At 47.5% G+C, this 25,989-nt stretch carries 17 protein-coding genes, 2 tRNA genes and 3 rRNA genes; 16 read left to right on the top strand and 6 right to left on the bottom strand.

The features are described from left to right. The first annotated feature begins 103 nt into the window (after positions 1 to 103). From GWC95_RS15265 to GWC95_RS19930, 4 genes are all read left to right on the top strand, one after another. Positions 104 to 2,491: a TonB-dependent receptor gene (locus GWC95_RS15265; protein ID WP_161819578.1), complete on the top strand. Its 2,388-nt coding sequence runs from the start codon at positions 104 to 106 to the stop codon at positions 2,489 to 2,491. Between the two features lie 178 nt (positions 2,492 to 2,669). Further along, the gene (locus GWC95_RS15260) at positions 2,670 to 3,323 is read left to right on the top strand and encodes a LemA family protein (RefSeq protein WP_161819577.1); all 654 of its coding nucleotides are present in this window, start codon (positions 2,670 to 2,672) and stop codon (positions 3,321 to 3,323) included. 26 nt (positions 3,324 to 3,349) lie between these two features. Further along, positions 3,350 to 3,805, top strand: coding sequence for a TPM domain-containing protein (locus tag GWC95_RS15255; RefSeq protein WP_161819576.1), 456 nt, complete (start codon positions 3,350 to 3,352; stop codon positions 3,803 to 3,805). Positions 3,806 to 3,821: 16 nt separating this feature from the next. Beyond that, positions 3,822 to 4,676 carry a TPM domain-containing protein gene (locus tag GWC95_RS19930; RefSeq protein ID WP_161819575.1) on the top strand — a complete coding sequence of 285 codons (855 nt, stop codon included), beginning with the start codon at positions 3,822 to 3,824 and terminating at the stop codon, positions 4,674 to 4,676. Positions 4,677 to 4,867: 191 nt separating this feature from the next. Here GWC95_RS19930 and GWC95_RS15245 read toward each other — a convergent pair whose 3' ends face one another. Then, positions 4,868 to 7,333 (bottom strand): M1 family aminopeptidase, encoded by a 2,466-nt coding sequence (locus GWC95_RS15245; RefSeq protein WP_161819574.1) that lies wholly within the window; start codon positions 7,331 to 7,333, stop codon positions 4,868 to 4,870. Between the two features lie 203 nt (positions 7,334 to 7,536). Between GWC95_RS15245 and GWC95_RS15240 the strand changes: the two genes are divergently transcribed. The 10 genes from GWC95_RS15240 (at position 7,537) to GWC95_RS15195 (ending at position 18,202) form a co-directional block, all read left to right on the top strand. After that, complete coding sequence (locus GWC95_RS15240) at positions 7,537 to 8,301, top strand: hypothetical protein (RefSeq protein WP_161819573.1); 765 nt, start codon at positions 7,537 to 7,539, stop codon at positions 8,299 to 8,301. 4 nt (positions 8,302 to 8,305) lie between these two features. Continuing rightward, positions 8,306 to 9,067: a tRNA pseudouridine(38-40) synthase TruA gene (gene truA / locus GWC95_RS15235; protein ID WP_161819572.1), complete on the top strand. Its 762-nt coding sequence runs from the start codon at positions 8,306 to 8,308 to the stop codon at positions 9,065 to 9,067. Between the two features lie 693 nt (positions 9,068 to 9,760). Further along, positions 9,761 to 11,287, top strand: a 16S ribosomal RNA gene (locus GWC95_RS15230). A gap of 138 nt (positions 11,288 to 11,425) precedes the next feature. After that, positions 11,426 to 11,499 (top strand) — tRNA-Ile (locus GWC95_RS15225). A 14-nt stretch (positions 11,500 to 11,513) separates the two neighbouring features. Next, positions 11,514 to 11,587: transfer RNA gene (locus tag GWC95_RS15220), tRNA-Ala, on the top strand. 225 nt (positions 11,588 to 11,812) lie between these two features. Continuing rightward, positions 11,813 to 14,613, top strand: a 23S ribosomal RNA gene (locus GWC95_RS15215). 73 nt (positions 14,614 to 14,686) lie between these two features. Beyond that, positions 14,687 to 14,797: ribosomal RNA gene (gene rrf / locus GWC95_RS15210) — 5S ribosomal RNA — on the top strand. Together the 16S, 23S and 5S rRNA genes with 2 tRNA genes alongside form the textbook arrangement of a ribosomal RNA operon. A gap of 489 nt (positions 14,798 to 15,286) precedes the next feature. Then, positions 15,287 to 15,892 (top strand): hypothetical protein, encoded by a 606-nt coding sequence (locus GWC95_RS15205; RefSeq protein WP_161819571.1) that lies wholly within the window; start codon positions 15,287 to 15,289, stop codon positions 15,890 to 15,892. 44 nt (positions 15,893 to 15,936) lie between these two features. Further along, positions 15,937 to 16,797: a GH25 family lysozyme gene (locus GWC95_RS15200; protein WP_161819570.1), complete on the top strand. Its 861-nt coding sequence runs from the start codon at positions 15,937 to 15,939 to the stop codon at positions 16,795 to 16,797. 124 nt (positions 16,798 to 16,921) lie between these two features. Further along, entirely contained in the window at positions 16,922 to 18,202 is a 1,281-nt protein-coding gene (locus GWC95_RS15195; RefSeq protein WP_237722171.1) for a sensor histidine kinase, read from the top strand. A 104-nt stretch (positions 18,203 to 18,306) separates the two neighbouring features. Here GWC95_RS15195 and GWC95_RS19925 read toward each other — a convergent pair whose 3' ends face one another. The 5 genes from GWC95_RS19925 to GWC95_RS15170 all read right to left on the bottom strand — a co-directional run bounded on the left by GWC95_RS19925 (position 18,307) and on the right by GWC95_RS15170 (position 21,424). Further along, the gene (locus GWC95_RS19925; RefSeq protein ID WP_161819568.1) at positions 18,307 to 18,714 is read right to left on the bottom strand and encodes an RNA recognition motif domain-containing protein; all 408 of its coding nucleotides are present in this window, start codon (positions 18,712 to 18,714) and stop codon (positions 18,307 to 18,309) included. 313 nt (positions 18,715 to 19,027) lie between these two features. Continuing rightward, the gene (rplI, locus tag GWC95_RS15185; RefSeq protein WP_161819567.1) at positions 19,028 to 19,474 is read right to left on the bottom strand and encodes a 50S ribosomal protein L9; all 447 of its coding nucleotides are present in this window, start codon (positions 19,472 to 19,474) and stop codon (positions 19,028 to 19,030) included. A gap of 98 nt (positions 19,475 to 19,572) precedes the next feature. After that, positions 19,573 to 19,836 carry a 30S ribosomal protein S18 gene (gene rpsR / locus GWC95_RS15180; RefSeq protein WP_161819566.1) on the bottom strand — a complete coding sequence of 88 codons (264 nt, stop codon included), beginning with the start codon at positions 19,834 to 19,836 and terminating at the stop codon, positions 19,573 to 19,575. Positions 19,837 to 19,838: 2 nt separating this feature from the next. Continuing rightward, a complete protein-coding gene (gene rpsF, locus GWC95_RS15175) occupies positions 19,839 to 20,198 on the bottom strand; it encodes a 30S ribosomal protein S6 (RefSeq protein ID WP_161819565.1) in 360 nt (119 codons plus the stop codon). A 188-nt stretch (positions 20,199 to 20,386) separates the two neighbouring features. Then, entirely contained in the window at positions 20,387 to 21,424 is a 1,038-nt protein-coding gene (locus tag GWC95_RS15170) for an endonuclease/exonuclease/phosphatase family protein (RefSeq protein ID WP_161819564.1), read from the bottom strand. A gap of 228 nt (positions 21,425 to 21,652) precedes the next feature. Here GWC95_RS15170 and GWC95_RS15165 point away from each other — a divergent pair, with 228 nt between their 5' ends. Both GWC95_RS15165 and GWC95_RS15160 read left to right on the top strand, forming a co-directional pair. Then, positions 21,653 to 24,208 (top strand): TonB-dependent receptor, encoded by a 2,556-nt coding sequence (locus GWC95_RS15165; protein ID WP_161819563.1) that lies wholly within the window; start codon positions 21,653 to 21,655, stop codon positions 24,206 to 24,208. Positions 24,209 to 24,217: 9 nt separating this feature from the next. After that, positions 24,218 to 25,561: a DUF5689 domain-containing protein gene (locus GWC95_RS15160; RefSeq protein WP_161819562.1), complete on the top strand. Its 1,344-nt coding sequence runs from the start codon at positions 24,218 to 24,220 to the stop codon at positions 25,559 to 25,561. Positions 25,562 to 25,989 lie beyond the last annotated feature (428 nt).

Here is a 25,989-nt window from a genome sequence, read left to right as displayed (position 1 = left end):
TAAACCTTTGGCCGGTTTAACCTCTTTCACAACCTCCCTCCCATAATTTAAATCCACCTGTAACTTTTCCCCGGTCCCTCCGTTCAACGGCAAACACTGCTGTATGAAAAATGGCCTCGCCTTCGTCGTTTCCGTTTGTATATGCCAGTTGCTGCATGCACAAACCATCACAGGAAAGATAACAGACGAAAAAAACAAACCTGTTAAGGGCGCCGTGGTATTGTTGCGCCAGCAAAAAGATTCTGCACTCGTTTCTTCTGCACTCAGCACCGAAAACGGCTCGTATTCCTTCGCAAACATCAGGAACGGTAATTATTATGTGCTGATCGAAATGCTGGGTTATCAAAAGGCCAACAACAAAATATCCCTGGCAGACAATACCGTTTCCGTTCCCGATATGAAACTGGTGCCGCAAGCCTTTTCTCTTGGTGAAGTAACGGTTACATCAACCAAACCCTTTCTTGAACAGCGCGCCGATAAACTGGTGGTGAATGTAGAGAACAGTCCTACCGCCGCTGGCTCAACCGCACTCGAAATACTACAGAAGGTGCCCGGTGTAATGGTGACCAACGACCAGGTAAAACTCGCCGGCAAAAGCGATGTGAATATCATGATCGATGGAAAGCTATCGCAGTATACCGATATGTCTGTTCTCCTGTCCAGCATGGGCGCCTCAAACATCGAAAAGATCGAACTCATCACAAACCCGGGCGCAAAATACGATGCAACCGGCGGCGCCATGATCAACATCATCCTGAAAAAAAATGCCAACCTCGGCACAAACGGAACGGCTTCTTTGACCCTGGGAACAAGCCTTTATAAAAAAGGAGAATTTGGTATCGACAAAAGCTACAACCGTTTGATCCCTTCGTTATCACTCAACCACCGCAAAGGAAAGATCAATGTATACGGAAGCGTAAGCTACGTATACAGGAACAGTTTTGACTACGGCGAATACGACAGGATCATCGGCCCGAACCGTTTCTTACAGATCAACAAAGAAGACAATTCGCGCAATTCGGTGAATTACCGTGCGGGCATTGATCTCTACGCAGACAAGAAAAATACATTCGGTATTCTTATACGCGGCTCTGATTTCAGCAGGCTGTCTGATGCGCTCAATCTTACGCAACAGTTCAATGTGGCATCGGGAAACGTGGTGAGCGAGTTCAACACACTGAACAATAAAAACAATACGAACAACAATTTTGCGGCAGACATCAACTGGAAACATACATTCGACAGCACGGGCAGGGACCTGAACATCGATTTCGATTATTCAAGGTTTGGCATCCGGAACGCGAACGACATCGTTACCCAACTTTCTTCATCAAACACCTACCTGCAAAACCAGTTTGTAAACAACCCGGTAAGGTTTGGTGTGTTGAAAATAGATTATACCAACCCCATCAGCAAGGATGCAAAGTTTGAGCTGGGTATAAAATCAAGTTTTGCAACGATCGACAATTACCTCACCTTCAAAAAAGGAAGTGTGGTCGATCCATCGCGCAGCACCGATTTCGAGTACTCGGAAAACCTGAACGCGGTATACGGAAGTTTCCAGCAGAAAATAAAAAAATGGGAATTCATCGGCGGCCTGCGCGCCGAACAAACCATCGCAAAAGGAACGAACATCGGCGTACGGGTACTCGACAGGAACTACTGGCAACTGTTTCCATCTCTTTTTATCACAAGGCAGGTAAGCGCAGATTTTTCAACCGGGCTGCAATACAGCAGGAGGGTGCGCAGGCCAGGCTACCAGCAGCAGAACCCTTTTGTGCAATACATAGATTCGCTGACCTATACAAAAGGAAACCCGTTGATCAGGCCGCAGGTTTCGGATGTTTTTAAATGGACATTGTCTTACCAGAATCAACCATTCGTTTCCATCAGCTACAACAAAACCAAAGACATCATCTTTAACGATGCGCCCAAGCAGGATGGCAATCTCACCTATACCACACCGGAGAACCTCGCGGCATTCGATAACCTTGTATTTGAAGTAAACTTTCCATTGAATTTCGGAAAGAAGATCAGCGGCTACGGCGGCAATCAACTCATCCTGAACCATTACAAGGCAGATTACCTCGGCGGATTGTACAACCGTTCTGTGTGGAACTGGCAGGCTTACTGGCAGGTCGCCTATAAACCGGCAACAGGCTGGAACATAGAAGTATCGGGTTTTTATACTACTAAGTTCCTGGACGAGTTCATCGACGTAAATGAATTCGGAAACATCAACCTTGCCATCCAAAGAACATTCAAAGACAAAAAGACAAGACTCACGCTCAACGTAAACGATGTTCTTTTTTCCCAGAAGATGCGTGGCCTGATCAAATACCAGGATATCAACGTAGGGTTCCGGAATATAGAAGATTCAAGAAACCTGCGGTTAACACTCTCTTACAGTTTCGGCAACCAGAAACTGAAAGCCGTACGCAACCGCAGCACCGGCTCAGACACGGAAGCCGGCCGCGTCAACACCAATTAAATCGGGTTATTTGCAATAGGATGATGGAAAGAAAGACTGCCAGGGATGGCGGTCTTTTCTTTTAAACGTGAAACCGGCAAAAAAATGACAGAATGCCATTTTTACCCTCCCGGCACTTCTTTTGTAATATTTCGAACTGTATTACGACAAACAAGTAAATTACATTAAAATCAAAAGCATGAAAACTAGAAACCTAACGCTTATCGTCATTGTTGGTTTGATCCTTCTTTTAGGCGGTTGTGGCTGCGGAAGTTATAACTCTATGAATGGTTTGCAGAAAGAAACCTCCGAAGCATGGAGCAATGTTGAGAACCAATACAAACGCCGTTCAGACCTGATCGGTAACCTGGTGAATACAGTAAAAGGTGCTGCCAACTTCGAAAAAGAAACCCTTACACAGGTGATCGAGGCAAGGGCCAGTGCAACATCGATCAAAGTTGACCCAAAAGATCTCACTCCTGAAAAAATGCAGCAGTTCCAGGCGGCGCAAGGACAATTGTCGCAGGCTTTGGGCAGGTTGATGGTGGTTTCAGAAAGATACCCTGAGCTTAAGGCAACAGCGGCTTTTGCAAACCTGCAGACAGAATTGTCGAGCACAGAAAACAAAATTGCCACAGAACGCAGCCGTTACAACGAAAAAGCAAAAACATACAATACAAAGATCACCAATATGCCGAACAGGATCTATGCGGGTTTCTTTGGATTTAAAGAGAAACCTTTCTTCGAGGCAACAGAAGCAGAGAAAACCGTTCCGAATGTTGATTTCAGCACTCCGGCGCCCACTTCGGCTGCACCGGCAGGAAAAGCTGCGCCGGATACGGCAAGAAAATAAAACAATAAACCGTTTCAATTTTTTCAATGTTTGATTTCCTCTTTAAGAAGAAAGAATATTTCACCGCCGAACAGCAGGAGCAGGTAGTGAACGCGATCCGCCAGGCAGAAACGGCCACCAGCGGGGAAGTGAGAATTTATATTGAAACAAAATGTAAAACAGCCGTTCCCCTCGAAAGGGCAATGGCTGTTTTTCAATCTTTGAAAATGGACCAGACCCGCGACCGCAATGCCGTGCTCCTCTACATCGCAATGGGCAGCCGTAAACTGGCTGTGTATGGCGACGAAGGGATCCACAAAATTGTGGGACAGAATTACTGGGACGGAACCATCGCACAACTGGCCATGCATTTCAAGAACGGCAACATGACCGCCGGCATAGTAGAAGCGCTGACAGACATAGGCCAGAAACTGCAAAAACATTTCCCTTATCTCGAAGGAGATAAAAATGAGTTGCCCGATGAAATGGTATTCGGCAAATAAATCGTAAACAAGTTCCATGCGGAAAATTTTTCTTTTACTTTTTGTGTTGATCGCAGGTGTGTTGCAGGCGCAGATCGTTCCGCATGACCTGCTGCCGCCCAAGCCGGCGAATGCACGCGGGGTTGTAGACGTTGCCGACATCCTATCAGACGATGAAGAAAATGCACTCGTAAAAAAGCTCGATGCGTACAATGCAAGCACAAGTAACCAGATTGTTGTGGTTACCGTTAAAACCTTGCACGGGTACGAATCGGATCAATACGCAACAGAGATCGGCCATGCATGGGGCGTGGGCGGACAAGCCAGCAAAGACAACGGTGTTGTTATCCTGGTAAGCACCGGAACAGAGGAGAACGGAAGAAGAAAAGTTTTTATAGCACCAGGTTATGGTCTGGAAGGCGCGCTGCCATCGATCACCGTAAAAAGTATCGTGGACAATGAAATGGTGCCGTTCCTGAAGAACAAAAATTATTACCAGGCATTCGACAACGCGATCGATGCCATCATCAAGGCAGCTGCCGGCGAATACACCGCGCCGGAAGGATATGCAAAGAAAGCCAGTCCTGCCAAAGGCAAATCCATCGGTAAAAACATCCTCCAATTCGTGATCATCGCGGTGATCATCATCGTGATCATCGCGAGCCGCGCGGGCGGTGGCGGCAGGGGCGGTGGGCGAGGCGGTGGCATGATGAGCCGAAGGGGCTGGGGCGGACTTGCAGAAGGCATCATCATCGGTTCACTGCTTAACGGCGGACGAGGCGGTGGCGGTGGTTGGAGCGGCGGCGGAGGCGGCAGCTCAGGCGGAGGCGGCGGCTTCGGAAGCTTCGGAGGCGGCGACTTTGGCGGCGGTGGCGCCGGAAGCGATTGGTAACGGCTGTTAAAATAACCAAAGCAGTTAAATAAGTTTCCAGGAAATCATTTCCTGCGCTTGTTTAACTGCTTTTGTATTTACGGCAGTTTATGCAAAACACTTTATCTTCAGGCTCAATGTTGTTCCCAACATCAACCAAAAAAGCCACCCTGCGCAAGTAGGGTGGCTTTGCTTTTGTAAATAAGTTTGAATTATTTTGAAATCTTGGACCTTGCAAAATCGGCAAGCTCTTTCTGCCCGGCCGAATCTTTTTTATCAGCGATGTTTTTCAGCAACGCATTCAGCTGCGGCTCAAATTGCGCCCTCGCCTGCGATGGAATATCCTGGCGGAACAGTTTTTCGATCTGCTCAACGCCTTTCCTGAAATTTTCCTTGTTGGAAACTTTTGTAAGGAAATTTCCGAAGGTCTCTGCCATTCTTAGTTTGTTTTGTGTCAATGGCATTTCTCCAAAGTTGTCGCTTACGAAATCGAAAGTCGATTCGTCACCATATTGAACGGTAACATTGGTGAGCGCAGTAAGCAAACGCCCGCGGTTATCGTCTTTCGAGAGTTCGTTACGGATGGCGAATGCTCTGGGCCCGTCGAGTAATCCCAACGCTTCCAAAGCTGCGCCTGCAACGCTGTACGAAGAATCACGTGTTGCCTTCACAAAGAAATCTTTATAGCTTTCGTTTCTTTGTTTTGCAAGCAGATCGATCGCCACGGCGCGGGTTGTACTGTTCGCATCTGTTTTTGCGATGGATTCGATTTTACTGAGCGTTGCATCATCCAGTTTCGCGTTTGCAAAACTGTTGATCGCTCTTGAACGCGCCCTCCAGTAAGGATCGCTCAATGCTTTCACCAGCAAATTGTAACCTGTCTGGTCCTTAACATTTTTTGCTGCCGCATCAATCGCTTCCCTCCTGTCTATGTAATTGGTAGCATAGTTGTATTGATGGATGAACTCTGCAAGCGTTTTGTTGTCTTTCTTTTCCAGCAAAGTTGTTTTTGTCGCATCTACATTGATCAGGTCAGGTTTGGATGAAACAGGAAATGAAAAAGTATCTGCCTTATTCTCTGCCCATACATCGAACCGTTTTTTATTGCTGCCATTGTATACATCGATCGCCAGCGGCAGCTTGAATAATTTATCGCCGGGCTGCGTTTGTTTGATGTACACTTTCGCGGTTTGCGTGGGGGCATCGTATCCGTAGCTGATGTCAAGCTTAGGATGGCCGCTTCCAAAATACCATTGGTCAAAGAACCAGTTGAGATCCTTACCGGTAACCTCTTCAAACGCAAGACGAAGTTTGTGCGCATTGCCGTTCCCGAATTTGTAAGTGGTAAGGTATTTATTGAGCGATTTGAAAAATGCACTGTCGCCCACATAGGTTCTCAGCATATGAAGGATTCGTCCGCCTTTTTCGTATGTCACCGCATCAAACATATCTTCTTTGTCTGCGTAGTTGAAGAATACAAGGTCGCGGCTCCTGTCGCCACGCGTGAGGTAGGTCTGCATATCGTTTATGTTCTCAAAGTCGGCCGCATCGGATCCGTATTTGTATTCAAACCAGAGCAATTGGCTGTAGTTGGCAAAGCTTTCGTTAACGGTGAGGTTGCTCCAGCTTTCGGCGGTAACATAATCGCCGAACCATTGGTGAAACAGTTCGTGTGCAACGGTGCTTTCCCATTCGTTGCCATCAACCAGTTCACGTGCATTTTGCTGTGCGCTTTCCTGGTGAAGGGTTGCGGTAGTGTTTTCCATTGCACCGCTTACGTAATCGCGGCCCACTACCTGGCTGTACTTGATCCAGGGATATTCGATGCCCGTGATTTTTTCAGAAAAGAATTTCATCATCTCCGGTGTAAGGCCAAAGATTTTGCGCGCCACTTTTTCGTATTCTTTCTCTACGTAATAGCTCACTTCTTTTCCTTTATAGCTGTCCTTAACTACGGCCCAATCGCCCACGCCAATAAAGAAAAGATACGGCGCATGCGGAAGGTCCATCACCCATGAATCGGTACGCGTTCCATCGGCATTCTTTTTCTGCGTGGTAAGTTTACCGTTTGAAAGTGTAATGAATTTTGAGGGAACGGTGAGGTTGAATTCGTTGGTGGTTTTCTGGTTGGGTTTATCGATCGTAGGCACCCATACAGAGGTTCCTTCCGTTTCGCCCTGCGTCCAGATCTGTGTGGGTTTGGTCTTGTCTTCTCCTGTCGGGTTGATGAAGTACAGGCCCTTTGCATCGGTTATCGCCACGCTTCCTTCACCCTTGTAATCGTTCGGCCTTGCGGTGTAATCGATGTAAACGACGTAGTTTTCGTTGCTCTTGTAGGTTCTGTCCAGTTTGATGTTGAGCACCATGCTGTCGTACCTGTATTTGAGCGGAATGTTTTTCCCTCCTTTAACCAGTTCGACCTTGTTGATGTTCATTCCTTTTGCATCAAGCTGTAAGGAGTCGGTAGGATAGAAATGAGGTTTGAGTGTGATCCACACTTTGCCATTGAGATAAGACCTGCTGTAATCAAAACCTGCGTCAAGCCTGGTGTGTACAAGGTCATTGATCTTTGTCGCAAATGCGCGGTACTCAGGTTTTTCCACCGAAATGGAGACGGTATTCTGCGCCATCAGCAAACCATTTGCAAAAACAGCGATCGCCAGTAAGAGTTTCTTCATAGATAGTTTTTAGAATCTATAAAGATAAAATAGTATCGCTTAGAAAGATGCTAAATCGTGCGCAAAGGTGAGGTGAACTGTGGTGCACCGGCAAAGCTCGGTATTTGTTAAGCATATCCTATTTATCCGGCGAAGGGGCTGCGATTGCCACCCGTGTTTCACGATTGCGCCCTTGTTCGCCCCACATTAATTATCTTCGCCTTATGAATCTGTTCCGAAGCTACTGCTGTTTGATCGTGCTGTGTTTATTTGTGCCGGATGCGTCTGCACAGGAGCAGCAACCCGTTTCGGTGCACCTGCAAACAGAATTCGGCCAGCCCTTTGTGGTCAGATGGAACGGCAAAAAATTTGAGTCTTCTGCTTCCGGTTATCTTGTATTGCCCCAGGTGGGTTCGGGCAACCAGTCGTTCACCGTATTTTTCAATGGAATGGAAAAAGCGGAATTCAGGTATACGATTGCCGTTGGCAATGATACAAAGGGATATACGCTGCGACAGGCAATCGACAACAGCTGGCGTTTATTTGATATGGTGGAATGGGCCACGATAGAAGGCGTATATATAGAGCCGGCACCCAAAGAGGTTATTGCAGAAAAACCCCCGGCATCAATACCCGCGCCCGTTTCAGAAGATAGGCCCGTAGAAAAAATACCAGTCAGGTCTGTGGAAACACCTGCGGTAAAAACGGGTTCGCCGGTTGTTGCGCGGCCCAGGGAGCCATTGACCACGGGCATTTCGAAGATCTTCGATAAATCGGGTTCCACGGGAATTGACCAGGTATATGTACTTACCAATGGGGTGAGATCGGATACGATCGCATTGTTCATCCCCGTGCTCACCGAAGAAATGCCGAAAACAGGAACCAATCCTGCAGCGGTTTTGAAACATACAAATCAAACCATCGATATGGTGGCGCAGAATCGGGAGTGGTTGGCAACCCGCAGGCGCTACCTGTTCATGTCAAATTAGATCTATGCCGCGCTATTTCCTGGAACTTTCATACAAGGGCACGGCCTATAGTGGTTTCCAGGTGCAGGATAATGCACCCACCATCCAGTTCGAGGTAGAAAAAGCTTTGCATACCTTGTTCCGCCAGGGTTTTGAGCTCACCGGCTCATCGCGTACAGATGCGGGGGTACATGCTTTTCAGAACTTCTTTCATTTCGATACGGAGCTGGACATTACTGCAAAGAGCGTTTACAACCTGAATGCGATCCTTCCGCCCGATATAGCCGTGCACGGCATTTACCCCGTGCCAGCAACAGCCCATGCGCGTTTTGATGCGGTTGCACGCGAGTACAAATACTTTATCTATCATAAAAAGAACCCTTTTTTGCCTGATAGGGGATGGATGTATCCTTTTCCGCTGCATCTGGACTTACTACAGCAGGCCGCCGGTATTATAAAGGAGTACCGTGATTTTACCAGTTTCTCGAAAAGGAACACGCAGGTAAATAATTTCAACTGTACGATAGAATATTCCCATTGGGAGAAAGAAGGCGAAGTGTTGGTGTACCGGGTAAGGGCCAACCGGTTTCTGCGGGGGATGGTACGGGGATTGGTGGGCACCATGCTGAAAGTGGGCAGGGCGCAAACGCCGGTCGCGGCATTCCGTGAGATCATCGAAGCGAAGGATTGCAGCCGCGCAGACTTCTCAACACCGGCGCAGGGGCTTTTTTTGAACCGTGTGTATTATAACGATACGTTAAAGCAGTTGCTGGGTCCGGCTCGCTAGTATGCGCTGGCTTGGGCAACACGGGCAATTTCCCCCGTATTTTCCGCATGAATGGTTGTACCCGGGCCGAAACGAAGCCGGCGCCGTAATTTTTTTTTGCGCTGAAACCCTTTGCCAGACGGGGTTTAACGTTTAGCCATGGAAATAGTTTTGAAAAAGATTTGGAGAAAAGGAAACTGCGGTTATCTTTGCATCCCGCTTTTAAAAAAAGAGGATGTTCTTTCAAAATACGGCGAATGATTCATCAGTAAATTTTTCTGATTTTTTTGAAGAAAAATTTGGTGGTAAAAATAACAGTCCTATCTTCGCCGCCCGTTCAACAAAACGGGATGTTCATTGAAGCAAAAACAAAGAGAATCTCACAAAAAATTTGAATAAAATTTGGTGAAGAAAAAAAGCCTCTTATCTTTGCAACCCGTTTGAAAAAACGGTAGTTCTTAAAATGATTTCTGCGGCTAAAAAAGTTTGAAATTTTTTCAAATAAATTTGGTCACTAAAATAAAGGCTCTTACCTTTGCAACCCGATAAAAAGGGAGGCTTAGTAAAGCCAACAAGATCTTTGAAAGTTTGGAAACAACAGCAGCATGAAATTTGAATTTCATGGTAAGATTTACGCTATCAAAAAAAATAACAAACATATCCGACGTTAATTTCAATTTATTGAGAATAATAGTCAGATTGAACAATTCATTTACAATGGAGAGTTTGATCCTGGCTCAGGATGAACGCTAGCGGCAGGCTTAATACATGCAAGTCGTGGGGCAGCAGGGGTAGCAATACTCGCTGGCGACCGGCAAACGGGTGCGGAACACGTACACAACCTTCCGAGAAGTGGGGAATAGCCCAGAGAAATTTGGATTAATACCCCGTAACATAATGAAATGGCATCATTTTATTATTATAGTTTCGACGCTTCTTGATGGGTGTGCGGCTGATTAGATAGTTGGCGGGGTAACGGCCCACCAAGTCTACGATCAGTAGCTGATGTGAGAGCATGATCAGCCACACGGGCACTGAGACACGGGCCCGACTCCTACGGGAGGCAGCAGTAAGGAATATTGGTCAATGGACGAAAGTCTGAACCAGCCATGCCGCGTGAAGGATTAAGGTCCTCTGGATTGTAAACTTCTTTTATCTGGGACGAAAAAAGGGAATTCTTTCTCACTTGACGGTACCAGATGAATAAGCACCGGCTAACTCCGTGCCAGCAGCCGCGGTAATACGGAGGGTGCAAGCGTTATCCGGATTCACTGGGTTTAAAGGGTGCGTAGGCGGGTAGGTAAGTCAGAGGTGAAATCCTAGAGCTTAACTCTAGAACTGCCTTTGATACTATCTATCTTGAATATTGTGGAGGTAAGCGGAATATGTCATGTAGCGGTGAAATGCTTAGATATGACATAGAACACCTATTGCGAAGGCAGCTTACTACGCATATATTGACGCTGAGGCACGAAAGCGTGGGGATCAAACAGGATTAGATACCCTGGTAGTCCACGCCCTAAACGATGATTACTCGACATTTGAGATACACTTTAAGTGTCTGAGCGAAAGCATTAAGTAATCCACCTGGGAAGTACGACCGCAAGGTTGAAACTCAAAGGAATTGGCGGGGGTCCGCACAAGCGGTGGAGCATGTGGTTTAATTCGATGATACGCGAGGAACCTTACCTGGGCTAGAATGCTATTTGACCGCTAGTGAAAGCTAGTTTTGTAGCAATACACAGATAGTAAGGTGCTGCATGGCTGTCGTCAGCTCGTGCCGTGAGGTGTTGGGTTAAGTCCCGCAACGAGCGCAACCCCTATCAGTAGTTGCCAACAGGTAATGCTGGGAACTCTACTGAAACTGCCGCCGTAAGGCGTGAGGAAGGAGGGGATGATGTCAAGTCATCATGGCCTTTATGCCCAGGGCTACACACGTGCTACAATGGGCAGGACAAAGGGCTGCAACATAGCGATATGAAGCCAATCCCAAAAACCTGCTCTCAGTTCAGATTGGAGTCTGCAACTCGACTCCATGAAGCTGGAATCGCTAGTAATCGTATATCAGCAATGATACGGTGAATACGTTCCCGGACCTTGCACACACCGCCCGTCAAGCCATGGGAGCCGGGTGTACCTAAAGTCGGTAACCGAAAGGAGCTGCCTAGGGTAAAATCGGTGACTGGGGCTAAGTCGTAACAAGGTAGCCGTACCGGAAGGTGCGGCTGGAATACCTCCTTTTAGAGACGGTGTAAATCGTTGTCTGTTGTTTCCAACTCTTTCAATTTCCTGCAAGGGAAATTGTCCACCGAAGCCTTGGCGAAGGAGGACAAAACCAGTTCTTTATTTAGTTAACAAAGTACAGTTAGTACCCGATTCAGACCCGTAGCTCAGTTGGTTAGAGCGCTACACTGATAATGTAGAGGTCACCAGTTCAACTCTGGTCGGGTCTACTAATAACACAGCGGGGGGATTAGCTCAGCTGGCTAGAGCACCTGCCTTGCACGCAGGGGGTCAACGGTTCGAATCCGTTATCCTCCACTTTTTAGTACTAAACAGAAAGTTACTGAGGCGGTGCGTTGTACAAGTTAAACATGAGATGTAGGCAACAGGCCACGAGGATCGGATCCTTAACATCTGCGATTACAATTATTAATTCTTATTTACTAATTATTAATTTTTGTATAAGCTCTTTGACATATTGGGAAAGCGAAATCAATTACAAGAGAGGTTATGATTATATGCAAGATCATAACTGATAAATTTTTTAAAGCAATTAAGGGCGCATGGTGAATGCCTAGGGTCTGAGAGGCGATGAAGGACGTGGTAAGCTGCGATAAGCTACGGGGAGATGCACACGATCGATATATCCGTAGATTTCCGAATGGGACAACCCAGTACACTGAAGGTGTATTACTCGAAAGAGAGCCAACCCCGAGAACTGAAACATCTAAGTACCGGGAGGAAAAGAAAATAATAATGATTCCCCAAGTAGTGGCGAGCGAAAAGGGAAGAGCCCAAACCAGGTCGGCGTGCCGATCTGGGGTTGTAGGACCTCGTTTAGAAAGCGTTATCAAATCGAATTAACTGGAAAGTTAAGCCATAGCAGGTGATAGCCCTGTAGATACAAATTAACGTGGACGAGAGGTATCCTGAGTACCGCGGAACCGGAGGAATTCTGCGTGAATCTGCCAGCACCATCTGGTAAGGCTAAATACTCCTCAGACACCGATAGTGAACCAGTACCGTAAGGGAAAGGTGAAAAGCACCCCGAACAGGGGAGTGAAATAGTACCTGAAACCGTGCGCCTACAAGCGGTCGGAGCTCTGAAATATGAGTGACGGCGTGCCTTTTGCATAATGAGCCTACGAGTTAGTCCTGACTGGCGAGGTTAAGTTCTTATTTAACGGAGCCGAAGCGAAAGCAAGTCCAAATAGGGCGATTAGTCAGTCGGGCTAGACGCGAAACTTTGTGATCTATCCATGGGCAGGTTGAAGTTCTGGTAACACAGAATGGAGGACCGAACCCGTTGACGTTGAAAAGTCTTGGGATGACCTGTGGATAGGGGTGAAAGGCCAATCAAACTGAGAGATAGCTCGTTCTCCCCGAAATGTTTTTAGGAACAGCCTCGGATATAGAAGTATGATAGAGGTAGAGCTACTGATTGGGCTAGGGGGCTTCACCGCCTACCAAACCCTGACAAACTCCGAATGCTATCATATATCTCCGGGAGTGAGGCTGCGGGCGCTAAGGTCCGTGGCCGAGAGGGAAATAACCCAGATTAGCAACTAAGGTCCCTAATACATGGTTAAGTTGATCAAACGAGGTGGGATTTCTATAACAGCCAGGATGTTGGCTTGGAAGCAGCCATTCATTTAAAGAGTGCGTAACAGCTCACTGGTCGAGAGATCCTGCACGGAAAATAATCGGGCATCAAACCATGAACCGAAGTTCTAAATTCTAGCTTGCTAGAGTGGTAGGGGAGCATTCAAATCTGCACAGAAGGTGTACGGCGACGTATGCTGGAGCGATTTGAAAAGAAAATGTAGGCATAAGTAACGATAATTAAAGTGAAAAACTTTAACGCGAAAAGTCTAAGGTTTCCTGATCAACGTTAATCGGATCAGGGTTAGTCTGGTCCTTAGGAAAACCCGAAAGGGGTATCTGATGGAAAGAAGGTTAATATTCCTTCACCTACTATGCATTAAAAGTGACGCAGGGACGTGGTGGTTGCGTACGTACGGAAGTGTACGCCTGAGTGGAGTCTTCGGACGAAGCGAAACCATAAAATCCCTGCCAAGAAAAGCGAGCATAGCAGCCAGTACCGGAATCCGACACAGGTAGACGGGATGAGTATTCTAACGCGCTCGGGTGAGCCGTGGAGAAGGAACTAGGCAAATTAACGCTGTAACTTCGGGATAAAGCGTACCGCAGCGATGCGGTCACAGTAAAATGGTTCAACCAACTGTTTAACAAAAACACAGGGCCCTGCAAAAACGAAAGTTGACGTATAGAGCCTGAAACCTGCCCGGTGCTGGAAGGTTAAGGAAGGGTGTTCGGCGCAAGCCAAAGCTCCTGACTGAAGCCCCAGTAAACGGCGGCCGTAACTATAACGGTCCTAAGGTAGCGAAATTCCTTGTCGGGTAAGTTCCGACCTGCACGAATGGTCTAATGAGTTGAACACTGTCTCCTCCACGAGCCCGGTGAAATTGTAGTATCGGTGAAGATGCCGGTTACCCGCCACGGGACGGAAAGACCCCGTGAACCTTCACTACAACTTTGCATTGATTTTGAGCAACAAATGTGTAGGATAGTTGGGAGACTTTGAAGCAGCATCGCCAGGTGTTGTGGAGTCATCGTTGAAATACCAACCTTTTGTTGCTTAGAACCTAACCCCTTGCGGGGGACATTGCATGGTGGGTAGTTTGACTGGGGTGGTCGCCTCCTAAAAAGTAACGGAGGCTCGCAAAGGTACCCTCAGTACGGTTGGTAATCGTACGCAGAGCGCATTAGTAAAAGGGTGCTTGACTGTGAGACAAACACGTCGAGCAGGAGCGAAAGCTGGCTAAAGTGATCCGGTGGTTCTGTATGGAAGGGCCATCGCTCAAAGGATAAAAGGTACTCCGGGGATAACAGGCTGATCTTACCCAAGAGCTCATATCGACGGTAAGGTTTGGCACCTCGATGTCGGTTCGTCACATCCTGGGGCTGGAGAAGGTCCCAAGGGTTCGGCTGTTCGCCGATTAAAGTGGCACGTGAACTGGGTTCAGAACGTCGCAAGACAGTTCGGTCCCTATCTGTGGTGGGCGCTAGTAAATTGAGTGGACATGTCCTTAGTACGAGAGGACCGGGACGTACGTACCGCTGGTGTATCTGTTGTGCCGCCAGGTGCAATGCAGAGTAGCTATGTACGGCAAGGATAAACGCTGAAAGCATCTAAGCGTGAAACCTTCCACAAGATGAGTTTACTTTTAAGGGTCGTCGAAGACTACGACGTTGATAGGCTATAGGTGTAAAGCTGGTAACAGCAAAGCCAAGTAGTACTAATTGCCCGTAAGCTTTATTTTTTTTCTTGTAATTCTTCTAGCTTCCCAATATGTAAATTATTTACGTGTCAGTAATGTTCATGTATTAAGATCTTATGGTGGTTTTGCCGGGGGTGTTCACCTCTTCCCATTCCGAACAGAGAAGTTAAGTCCCCCATGGCCGATGGTACTCGCATCACGCTGGGAGAGTAGGTAGCTGCCATATTTATTGAAAGCCTTTCAGGAAACTGAAAGGCTTTTTTGTTTTTAGACCCTACCCGATTTACTTTTTTGTTAGCGGGTTGCCTCCACCAAGGTACCAGCCTCCACAATTGCTGAATGTCCCACAGAAAACGAAAGGATTTTTGTTATACCAACGCTCGCTCGCGATCATACCACTGCACTTGCAGTTTCGGAAATTAGATAGCCGCTGTTTTTTTGAAAACCTCCAGGCAACTGGGCGTTTTTTTTGTTTTTAGGCAACGACAGACTGCTTCGGGGCTTGCCTGTCTGATACCCCCTACCCATTCAGTTTAAAAAAAATGTATATATATTTAGGAAACTTCCTATCTTTATTTTCTCCTCCCGATCCAGGATCAGTTCCATCCACAGTTTTGCGCCCCCCCAAAATGAAACATACTGAAGTTGTTTAGGGTCCAGGCCCGCTTCTTCGCACCGGTATATTTCAATCGTTTGGCAACCAAAACAATTTTATATGGACCCAAGACTGATCTACCTGTTCGTATTTGCCGTGTTGTTCCTCCTCGCGGTTTTCTTTCAGAAAAAATACTGTTTTATCTGCGATGCCACCAATGTGGTTCATCCCAAACCTTACAGCTACGCGCGTCTTCAATTGGTTTGGTGGACCTTCATCGTGTTCGCTTCCTTTATCTCCATCGCACTTGCCTCAGGGCAGATCCCTACACTCGACTACTCGACTTTAAAACTGCTCGGTATCGGGATACTCACAACAGCCACAGCGCGCATCATCGATATAAGCGACGATGCTTCGGCAAGCGCCGCAGGTGCAGCGGCAACGGCTAACCTGAGTAAGAATTTGCCAAGCCAGGGTTTCTGGCTCGATATCCTTTCAGACAAAAACGGGATCAGCATCCACCGCCTGCAGGCTTTTGTATTCAACCTGGTGTTTGGCGTGTGGTTTATTTATCGTTCCGTAGTCAATATCGGCCCGGTAAATACCAAGTCGGACCCACTCACCGTCATCAATAAAGTGATCCCGGTGATCACCGATCCCAACCTCATCCTGCTCGGGCTCAGCGCCGGCGCGTATGCGGCTTTGAAGAGTACGGAGAATAAATAATACACCGGCTGCAAACCAATATTCCATCATTTAACCAAAATCAAATGTCAATCATTCAACTCAACAGCAACGGCGCTGCCGTTACCCAATGGCAACAATTTTTAGCTTCGCTCGGCTATGCGGTGGGCACACCCGACGGGATCTTCGGCCCTGCAACACAAGCCGCTACCCAGGCATTTCAAACCAAAGAGGGGCTCACGGCCGACGGCATCGTTGGTCCATCAACCTATGCCGCCGCTGCGGCGCTCGGATTCAGCGAGGGCAGCAATCCGGGGGGCGGCTCATCGCCGGTGATCGCCAACTTTTTGGGCATCGATGTTTTTCATGGCAATGGAACGATCGATTGGAACGCCGTGAAAGCAGATCCACAAAATATTAAGTTCGTGTATGTGAAAGCCACGCAAGGCAGCACTTTCCAGGATCCCTGTTATGCGGCCAATATAAAAGGCGCGACCGCAACAGGCTTCGCTACGGGTGCGTATCATTTTTTCTCACTGGAATCAACTGCGCAAAGCCAGGCTGATAATTTTATACAACAGGTTGGCGATACTTATCCCTATACCTTACCACCGGCTTTTGACTACGAGATGAATGTGACTGGTGCAGATTCCGCTTCTGTACTGGCGGCGATTGAGACATGGCTGAATGCGGTAAAAAGCAAATGGGGAATCACACCGGTCATTTACAGTTCGGTGAATTATTGGAGCCAGCTTGGTAATCCCGCCGGATTCAGCCAATACCCGTTGTGGTTGGCCAATTACAACCCGGGTATGCCTGGTGTTCCGGGTGGATGGAACGAATGGGCAATCTGGCAATACAGCGAAAGCGGCTCGGTGAGTGGCGTGAGCGGGGCTGTAGATATGAACAAATACAATACCGCATCAGGATTGCTTCCTGCTTCGTAAGCAAAGCCCCGGTGAGCATTTTCACCGGGGCTTTTTAATAACGTGGTTATCCGGAGGATGTATCCGTTCGCGGTTACTTTGTAACTTCATCGCGCAACAGAACCCATACCCCCCGAACCAGCGCATGCATTTCTTTCAACATATCTATAAAAGGGTTACGGGAATTTTCTATTTGGGAGTTACACCTGGTATGCCGTTTTCCGATGTTCAGAAAACGGTGATGTTCAATATGGCGCTGATCATCGGGCTGCCGTTTATCATCGCCGGCATCCCCATCAATTTTTCCAATGGGCGGTATGAGCTGGCCGTATTTAATTGTGTGCTTCTTTTTTTGTACAGCATCGGGCTTTACATCAATGCCATCCAGAAAAAATTATGGATGCGCACGCTGGTCTTTTTACTTTCTTCGTGGATGTTCATACTCGGCCCGCTGTATTTCCGCAACGGCACAGAATATATATTGTTGATCACGCTCATGAGCGCGGTGATCTTGCTCGACAACAAGTTACTGTTCGTTCTTTTTTCACTCACCATCATCGGTTTTGTTACCTATATCCGCGTGCGCGATATCAACCTGCTTGGCTTTAAATCCTATGCCGAAGCGAATCCATACATCAATATTTTTTATTCGCAGTTTCTGTATGTGTTGTTCCTGTATTCGTTTAAGTATCTCTACGATAAGTACCAGAACCAACTCACCCTTGCGTATCAGAACCTGAAAAGATCAAAAGAAGCAAAGGATAAAATACTGCGTATTGTTGCGCACGATCTCCGAAGCCCCATCGGCGGCATTCATTCGCTCGCTTCTATTGTCCTGGATGGGAAAGACAAGCTTTCGGACGAGAACGAACAATATGTAAAGATGATCCGGCAAACATCCGCGCAGTCGCTGAACCTGATCAACGAATTGTTGAAGAATGATGTTGATGCTTCCGGCGAATTAAACCGCGCGCCAGCGAATCTTAACCTGCTGATCGAAAATGTCGTACGTCTTCTCCGGCCCATCGCAAAGGGAAAAGAGCAAACGCTGGTGGCAGAGCTTCCGCCTGCACCGCTTGAAGGTTTCTTTGACGCTGAAAAGATCACCCGCGTGATCCAGAACCTTGTTTCGAACGCGATCAAGTTTACGCCGGGCGGCGGCAGGATCGTTATTGCTGCAGCATTGAAAAACGAAGGCTTACAGATCACGGTAACCGATAACGGAATTGGTATTCCCGTTGGCCTTCAACCGCATCTCTTCAATATGTTCTCGAAAGCGCAACGCAAAGGCACCGCAGGCGAATCGAGTTTTGGGATCGGGTTGTCTGTTTGTAAAAAGATCATACAGGATCATGGAGGATCGATCGCTGTTTCGGGCGAAGAAAATGCAGGCACCGTTTTCACGGTTCAACTTCCGGCCGGCTGATTTTTTTCACGGTCGAAAAATATTCTGATGTGCGAACGGCGATGCCGGGAAATAAAAAAGTCCGGCTGTATACCGGACTTGAATAATTTTAATTGTGCGTGGGATTAATACCTGTTGTATCCACCGCCACCGCCATTGCCACCACGATCGCGGTTGTATCCGCCACCGCCGCCATTGCGGCTTCCGCCACCGTAGCCACCACCGCCACCAGGACGGCCGCCGCCACCACCGAAGCTCTTCTTCTTGAAGCCGCCTCTTTCGCCTTCAGGGCGTGGTGTCGATTCGTTAACAACGATCTTACGACCCAAAACATCTGTGTCGTGCAACGCTGCGATTGCTGCGCGTGCAGCTTCATCATCAGCCATCTCAACAAAACCGAAACCTTTGCTGCGGTCGTTGTTGAATTTGTCGGTAACAATTTTGGCGCTGGTTACTTCGCCATACGGTGCAAAAAGGTTTTGCAAGTCTTCGCTGGACATGTTCCAGTTCAGATTTCCTACGTAAATGTTCATGTTCTAAAAAAAATTAAATGAAAAAAACCAAAAACAGTAACCAAAACCTTGAAGCATTTACGTGAATAACCTTCCGGAATATAGATCTACTGCCATTGGGAACTATGAAGATAGGGATTTTATGGATTTTAAATGTTTTTTTACAGGTCTTAAAGCAGCGAATTAATACAGGGGTATTTCCCCATTTTGGGGATCGGTAATAGGGGTATTTTGGAAACACGGCCCTGCCGGGCAGGGGGTTTAACCCCTGGTCTGGGCCAAATAAAAAGCCCGTTCGTTGTTCGAACGGGCTCTATGTAGAAGGAGTTTAAGCTTATTCGCCTACCACTTCGAAATCAATTTCAACAACGTTTCCGTTGCCGAAGTCGATAGAAGCCTTGTGCGTACCGAGTTCTTTCACTTCATCAACAATGGTGATGCGGCGGCGGTCGATCTCGTAACCTTTCTGGTCGCGGATCGCTTTGGTGATCTGGAGGGCAGTAACGCTTCCGAAGATCTTGCCGCTTGTACCGGTTTTTGCACCGATGGTTACAGGAGATGCTTTCAGAACATCGATTACTTTATTCAGTTCAGCCAGCATCGCTGCTTCTTTCTTGCTTTGAACTTTCAGGCGCTCTTCGTGCTGTTTCAGGTTTGAAGGGCTCGCCTCGATCGCAAACTTTTGTGGGATCAGGAAGTTACGCGCGTAACCGTTTTTTACAGTTACCAGCTCATTACGGCCACCCAGGTTGTCTACGTCTTGAATTAAGATTACTTGCATTTTATTTTGTTTAGTCCCAAGAGCCCAGGCCTGCGCTGAAGCTTCGGCCTGTCTTCGACAGTTTTGTAGTCGAATTAGGGATGGTTACTAATAATTGTTTATTTCAACAGGTCCGTTACATACGGCAACAATGCCATCTGGCGCGCTTTTTTAACAGCGTCCTGTACTTTACGCTGGTATTTCAGGGAGTTTCCTGTTAAACGGCGCGGCAACAATTTACCTTGCTCGTTGATGAATTTTTTCAGGAACTCGATGTCTTTGTAATCAACGTATTTAATGCCATATTTTTTGAAGCGGCAGAATTTTTTCTTTGGCTTCTCCTGTTTGATGGCCGTCAGGTATTTTATTTCATTCTTTGCCATGATTAAGCCTCCTGTGGTTGTTTATCCTGCATTGCAAATCCGCCATTTCTTTTAACATGGTTGTACTCGACGGCGTATTTATCGAGACGTGTGATCATGTGACGCATAACCTGCTCGTCACGCAATAACTGGATCTTCAATTTTTCGTTCAGATCAGAAGGCCCCTGGAATTCAAATAACCAGTAGATACCGGTTGTTTTCTTTTCGATAGGGTAAGCGAGGGACTTCAATCCCCAAGGGTTGCTGTGCACGGCTGCACCACCCAGTTCAGTGATCAGGTCCGAATATTTTTTCTGTGAAGCTTTGAAGTCTTCTTCAGAAAGAACCGGAGTAAAGATCACCATCAATTCGTAATTGTTCATTACCTGAATTTTTAGGTTTTAAATTGGTTTGTCCCAGTGGTCATCCCTTCGGTCTAACCCGAATCGGAGAATCTGCCAAATACAGATTTGGGGTTGCAAAAGTAGGGAAAAGATGTGGGTTTGGCGTAGGAATACCGGAGTATTTTTGGCTAAAATGCCCGTAAACAGGGGATTTTCACCCGTTTTATTCAATCCGGCGCTTTCAGGAGCACAAGATAAGTAGGAAAATGATCACTGTAACCACCCCGGTAGGTGTTGCCATCCCAGGTACGCATGGGATAACCGGTGTAACGTCCTGCGTTCTCCCGCATAAAATTCCTTGAGAAAATATGCGCCCCGTGGTAGAATAAACCCTCCTGGCGCCGGTTCAGCCACGCATGGGATAGGATGATCTGGTCGAACAACCCCCAACTATCCCTGTTGGCCAGGGTGCCGATCCCCTCCGCATACAGGGCCGCCCAGGGATTGAACAGCTCACCGGGCTTTGTGCGTGCGATGGAAACCCGGGCCTGAAGTGCGTCTACGATACTCGGGCTATCCGGATCGTCGTTCAGATCACCCATCACAATGATCTTGGCCCCGGGTTGCCTGCGAAGAACAGAGTCGAGATGGTGTTTGCAAACCAACGCAGCCGCCTTTCTAGCAGGCGAACTCCTTTCTTCACCGCCGCGCCTGCTGGGCCAGTGGTTCACGTAAACATGGATGGTCTCACCCGCCAGCGATCCTTTTACGTAAAGAATATCCCTTGTAAAAAAAGCTTCCTTGCTGTTGCCCGGCAAGGGAACGAATAATTTTTCTGCTTTTTCGGGGCGAAACATTTTCGGATCATACAAAAGCCCTACATCCACGCCGCGTGCATCCCTCGAATCAAAATGAATGATCTTATAATTGCGTTTAAGCAGGAACGGATGATGAACAAGGTCGTTCAATACCGTATCGTTTTCAATTTCAGCAACACCCAGGATGGTGGCGCCCAGGGGAGAATCGTCCGTGCCGATCAGGCTGATCACGGAAGCCAGTTTATTCACTTTGTCTTTGTAGATCGCGGTATTGTATTTTTTTATACCGCCCGGCGTAAAATCTTCATCGTTTACCAATGTGTTGTCAACCGTATCGTAAAAGTTCTCGAGGTTGTAAAATGCCACGATACATACTTTGTATTTTTTTGTTTGCGCCGGCAGAGACAGGCAAACCATCAACGTTATCGATAAAAATAGTTCCCGCATGGCTTTGTTTTTTCGAATGCAGGGATGACGAATCCTTCAACATTCAAGAGCAAATCTATTACTGCGTTTCATCTTGAAAAAGCGTATTTGCCACCGGATTTAAACACCGTATTTAACGCATAAAATTCACTGTGCTGATTGTTTTGTCGCATCGCATTTTATTTTTACATCCTGTTTGTAAACGCTTCGCGCAGCCTCCTCTTTTTTATTGACAAAAATCATTTCACCATGATCAAGCTATTGTGGTTACTGGCTTTCGTGTGCCTGCAGCAATTGCTATGCGCACAGCGAAGCAAACCCTTTAAAGATAAAAATACAGATACCTCATTGCAGGCGCAGGAGCAGGTATACGAGATGCCCGTGGTTACGGTCAATGAAAACGAACGGTCTGACCAGGGCGCTCCATACGTTCCCTCTGTATTGTATTCGAACCGCGATGTTTTCCTGAACATGGCCTCTTTTCATTTCTCTGCGCTGCGTTTTAAAATGCGTGGTTATGATGCGGATCTGTTCAGCACGCAGGTAAACGGTATGCACATGAACAACCTGGATGATGGCAACACCCAATGGAGTTTATGGTCAGGCCTCAACGATGTTACGCGCAACAGCCAGCTTGTTCTTGCCTTGCGTGCCGGTGAGCAATCGTTTGGCAATGTGGGCAACATGGTATCGACAGACATGCGCGCATCCAAACAAAGGGTGCAAACACAATACGGATATTCATTCGGCAACAGGTCGTATACCCATCGGTGGACGTTCACGGAAACAAAACCGATGAATAAGAAAGGGTGGGCTTACGCTGTTTCGGCCAGTTGGCGAATGGCAAAAACGGGTGTTGTGCCGGGTACGGATTATCAAAGTGCGGCCTATTTTGCGGGCATTGACAAGAAGCTGGGCGGGAACCATCTTTTGTCGCTCGTGCTTTTTGGAAACCATACCACAAACGCGAAGCAGGGGCCCGTACTAAAGGAATGTTCAGCGTTCCTGGAGAATGATTTTCACAATCCATACTGGGGTTACCAGAACGGCAGGAAAAGAAATGCGAACATTGCCCGGGCACATCAACCGGTGATCATTCTGAGCGATGAACACCGCATCAACAACCACACTACCATCGTTACCAGCATCGGCCTGGTAAAAGGAATGAAAAGCAGTACGGCACTGGATTGGTACAAAGCGCCGGATCCGCGGCCGGATTATTACCGGTACCTGCCGTCCTACCAGCCGGATTCAGCGCTTCGGGTGATGTTGAAAGATGCGATAGAAGCCGATCCATCGCTGTTGCAGATCAATTGGGACCGCCTCTATGAAATCAACCGCAACAGCCTTGAGACAACACCGGATGCAGATGGTATCCCGGGCAATGCATACACCGGGCTGCGCGCGCATTATTTGCTCGAAGCGCGTGTTGTGGACCTGCAAAGAATTGAGTTGAACAGGGTATACAATACAAGACTGAATGAATGGCTGGGTTTCAGCGGCGGATGCTCTTTTCAGTCACAGCAGAGCCGCTATTATAAAAAGATACACGACCTGCTGGGGAGCGACTACACCATGGATTGGAACCAGTTTGCCGAAAGAGATTTTCCAGATAACATGACCGCCATTCAGAACGATCTTAACCATCCGAACAGGGTGCTGCATGAGGGTGATGTTTATGGTTACGACTACATGATCCGCACCAGCAAAGCGGCAGGATGGGTACAACTGGTGGCGACAAAAAAACGGTTCGATTTTTTTGCAGCGGCTGAGTTTTCTTATACGAATTACCAGCGCGACGGAAAGATGCGGAACGGTCTGTTCCCGGGTAATTCTTATGGACGATCAATACCGGTTGAGTTTGGCAACCTTGCCGCCAAGGCGGGAATCGTTTATAAGATCAACGGGCGCAAATATTTTTATTTCAACGCGCTGCAGATGAGCAGGCCGCCTTTGTTCGATAACGTTTTCATATCCCCCCGGACAAGGGACACAAAACAGGAAACGATCCAATGCGAAAGCATCACCTCGGCGGAGAGCGGTTTTATCTGCAATGCACCCGCTGTAAAAATGCGGGCAACTTGTTATGTTACCTCGTTTGCGAAAGGGATGAATGTAATGACCTTTTACCACGATGGTTATGGAAACTTTGTGAACTACGCTTTGTCGGGAATTGACAAGATCCATTACGGGATTGAATTTGGCCTTGAATGGAAACTTGCAAAACGATTCACACTGAATGCGGCCGCATCGGCAGGGCGATTTTATTACAACAGCCGGCCCATGGTTTCGGTAACGGCAGATAACGATGCCTATGTTTTGGAGCGGACGGTCATCTACCAGAAGAATTACCGGGTGGGAGGGACGCCGCAGGAAGCCTATGGCCTGGGCATCGGTTACCAATCGGCCAATGGGGCATGGTACCTGAATGTATCAGGTAATTATTTCAGGGAGCAGTGGCTCGACATAAACCCGTTGCGCAGAACGTATGAAGCACTGGAGGATGTTGCCGAGGGAAGTGATCAATGGAACAGGATCATTGCGCAGGAAAAATTACCGGAACAATATACAATAGACTTTTCAGGAGGAGGTTCGGTACGCACAAAATTATTTGGTTCAGCAAAAAGGAAAACCATCGTACTTAATCTGAGCATCAGCAACCTGATGAATAAGAAGAACATGTTTTCGGGCGGGTACGAACAACTGCGTTTCGATGTGGAGACAAAAAATACAGGGAAGTTTCCACCAAAATATTTTTATGCCATGGGATTGAATTTTTCACTTAACTGTTCACTCCGTTTATAAACAGTCGTTATGAAAAAAAGGAATCGGAATTATCTATGTATGTTGTTGATACTGTCTGTTATCGGGTTTTGTTGTTACAGGAAATTTGATATGCCACCTCCGTATACCGGTATAAACCTAACGGCAAATCTTACCATAAAAGAACTCCGGGCGATGCATTTTGCCGGAGGGTTCGAATGTATCCTGGATGATTATGTTATTGAGGGTATTGTTGTTGCAGACGACAGGCATGATAATTTTTACAAATCGATCGTGCTGCAGGATAGCACGGGCGGCATCACCATCCGGATGGACGGTACAGGGTTGTACAACAATTACCCTGTGGGTAGAAAGATCGCCGTGAAACTTAAAACCCTCTGGCTCGGCGATTATGCAAAGATGATCCAGCTTGGCGCTGCTGTTGACAGGTCCGATTCTGCTTTCCCTGAACTGAGGCCGATACCCACGCCGTTGTTTGACAAATTTATCCTGCGCGGCACGCTTAACAATCCCGTCATCCCCAAACCCGTCCGGATGGATGAGTTGCAGGACTCGTTGCAAAGTTGCCTGTTATTGATAGACAATGTTGAGTTTTCGACAGCCGATACAGGAAGAACATACGCCGATGCGGTTAACAAACTTTCTGACAACGCAACCGTAAAATCCTGCACAGGCGGCAGCGCATACCTTCGAACGAGTGGGTTTGCGGGTTTCGCGGGCGCAAAGATTCCCAGGGGAAATGGGAGCCTGGTAGCCGTTTACAGCGTATTCAGAACAGAAAAGCAATTGATGCTGCGCGACACATCCGATGTTCGTATGGATGGATTGAGGTGCACGGCTGCTGGATTTAAAGTGCTGGCAGCGGAGAACTTCGAGCAGGCTGCACTGGGGCAGGAGCTTTCGATCAACGGGTGGAGAAACATAGCAGAAAGCGGGGGCATTCGTTTCGCTGCAAAGAAAACTGGGGGCAATACGTTCGCGGAGATCAGTGCATTCGCCACAGGTAAGGCGGGAGTTGTATCCTGGCTGATCATGCCCTCCATTAACCTCAGCAATTCTGCGAATGAGGTACTTCGTTTTGAAACCAAAGATGCATTCGACAATGGAGGAACCTTGCAGGTATTCGCATCTACGAACTACGATGGTGGCAGCACGCCTTCAAAATTCAAATGGACATTGTTGAAAGCGGTGGTTGCAAAAGGTTCGGTCTCTGCTGTACGGGGAGATTGGTTGTCATCTGGAAAGGTGAGCCTCTCCGGGTTGAACGGCAATGTATGGCTGGCTTTTCGTTACGATGCAGCGGATCCTCCCAGTGCTTTTGATAAGAGGACGACGACCTTTCAGTTAGACAATATTCGCGTTGATGGGAACTGAAGCCAGGAAGTTTGTTTTTGAAGAGGAAAGCTTTTTGGGTGAAATACACATGTATCAACCAAAGGGAGATTGCCTTGTCACCGGGCTCGCGGCCGTGCGAGATGCCTAATACAAAGTCATTGTGTTCCCCGAACAACCGGATCGCTCATTGTGAAAGGCCATTTTTTATGGCAAAGTGGCTTTTTTATTTTTCGAGCGACAGGACCAAACCTGTGCGACTGTTAACAAGCGGGTCTGGTGCCGCTGACTCGTAGATTGGATTGGTAGCCTGCCGTACGAGCAAATAGTTGATCATGGCCAGCCAAAGACAAAAATTCAGATCTTTTCAGGGGGTCGAGCACAGACCGTAACCGTCGCTGCCCCTGCGTTTGACTTCTTTGCAGCCTGGACCAAACGCCACAAAAACGCTTTGCCAATCTGACAGCGGC

This window comes from Sediminibacterium roseum (assembly GCF_009939005.1).
Classification (GTDB): Bacteria; Bacteroidota; Bacteroidia; order Chitinophagales; family Chitinophagaceae; genus Sediminibacterium; species Sediminibacterium roseum.
This window is presented reverse-complemented; position numbering and strand designations above follow the sequence as displayed.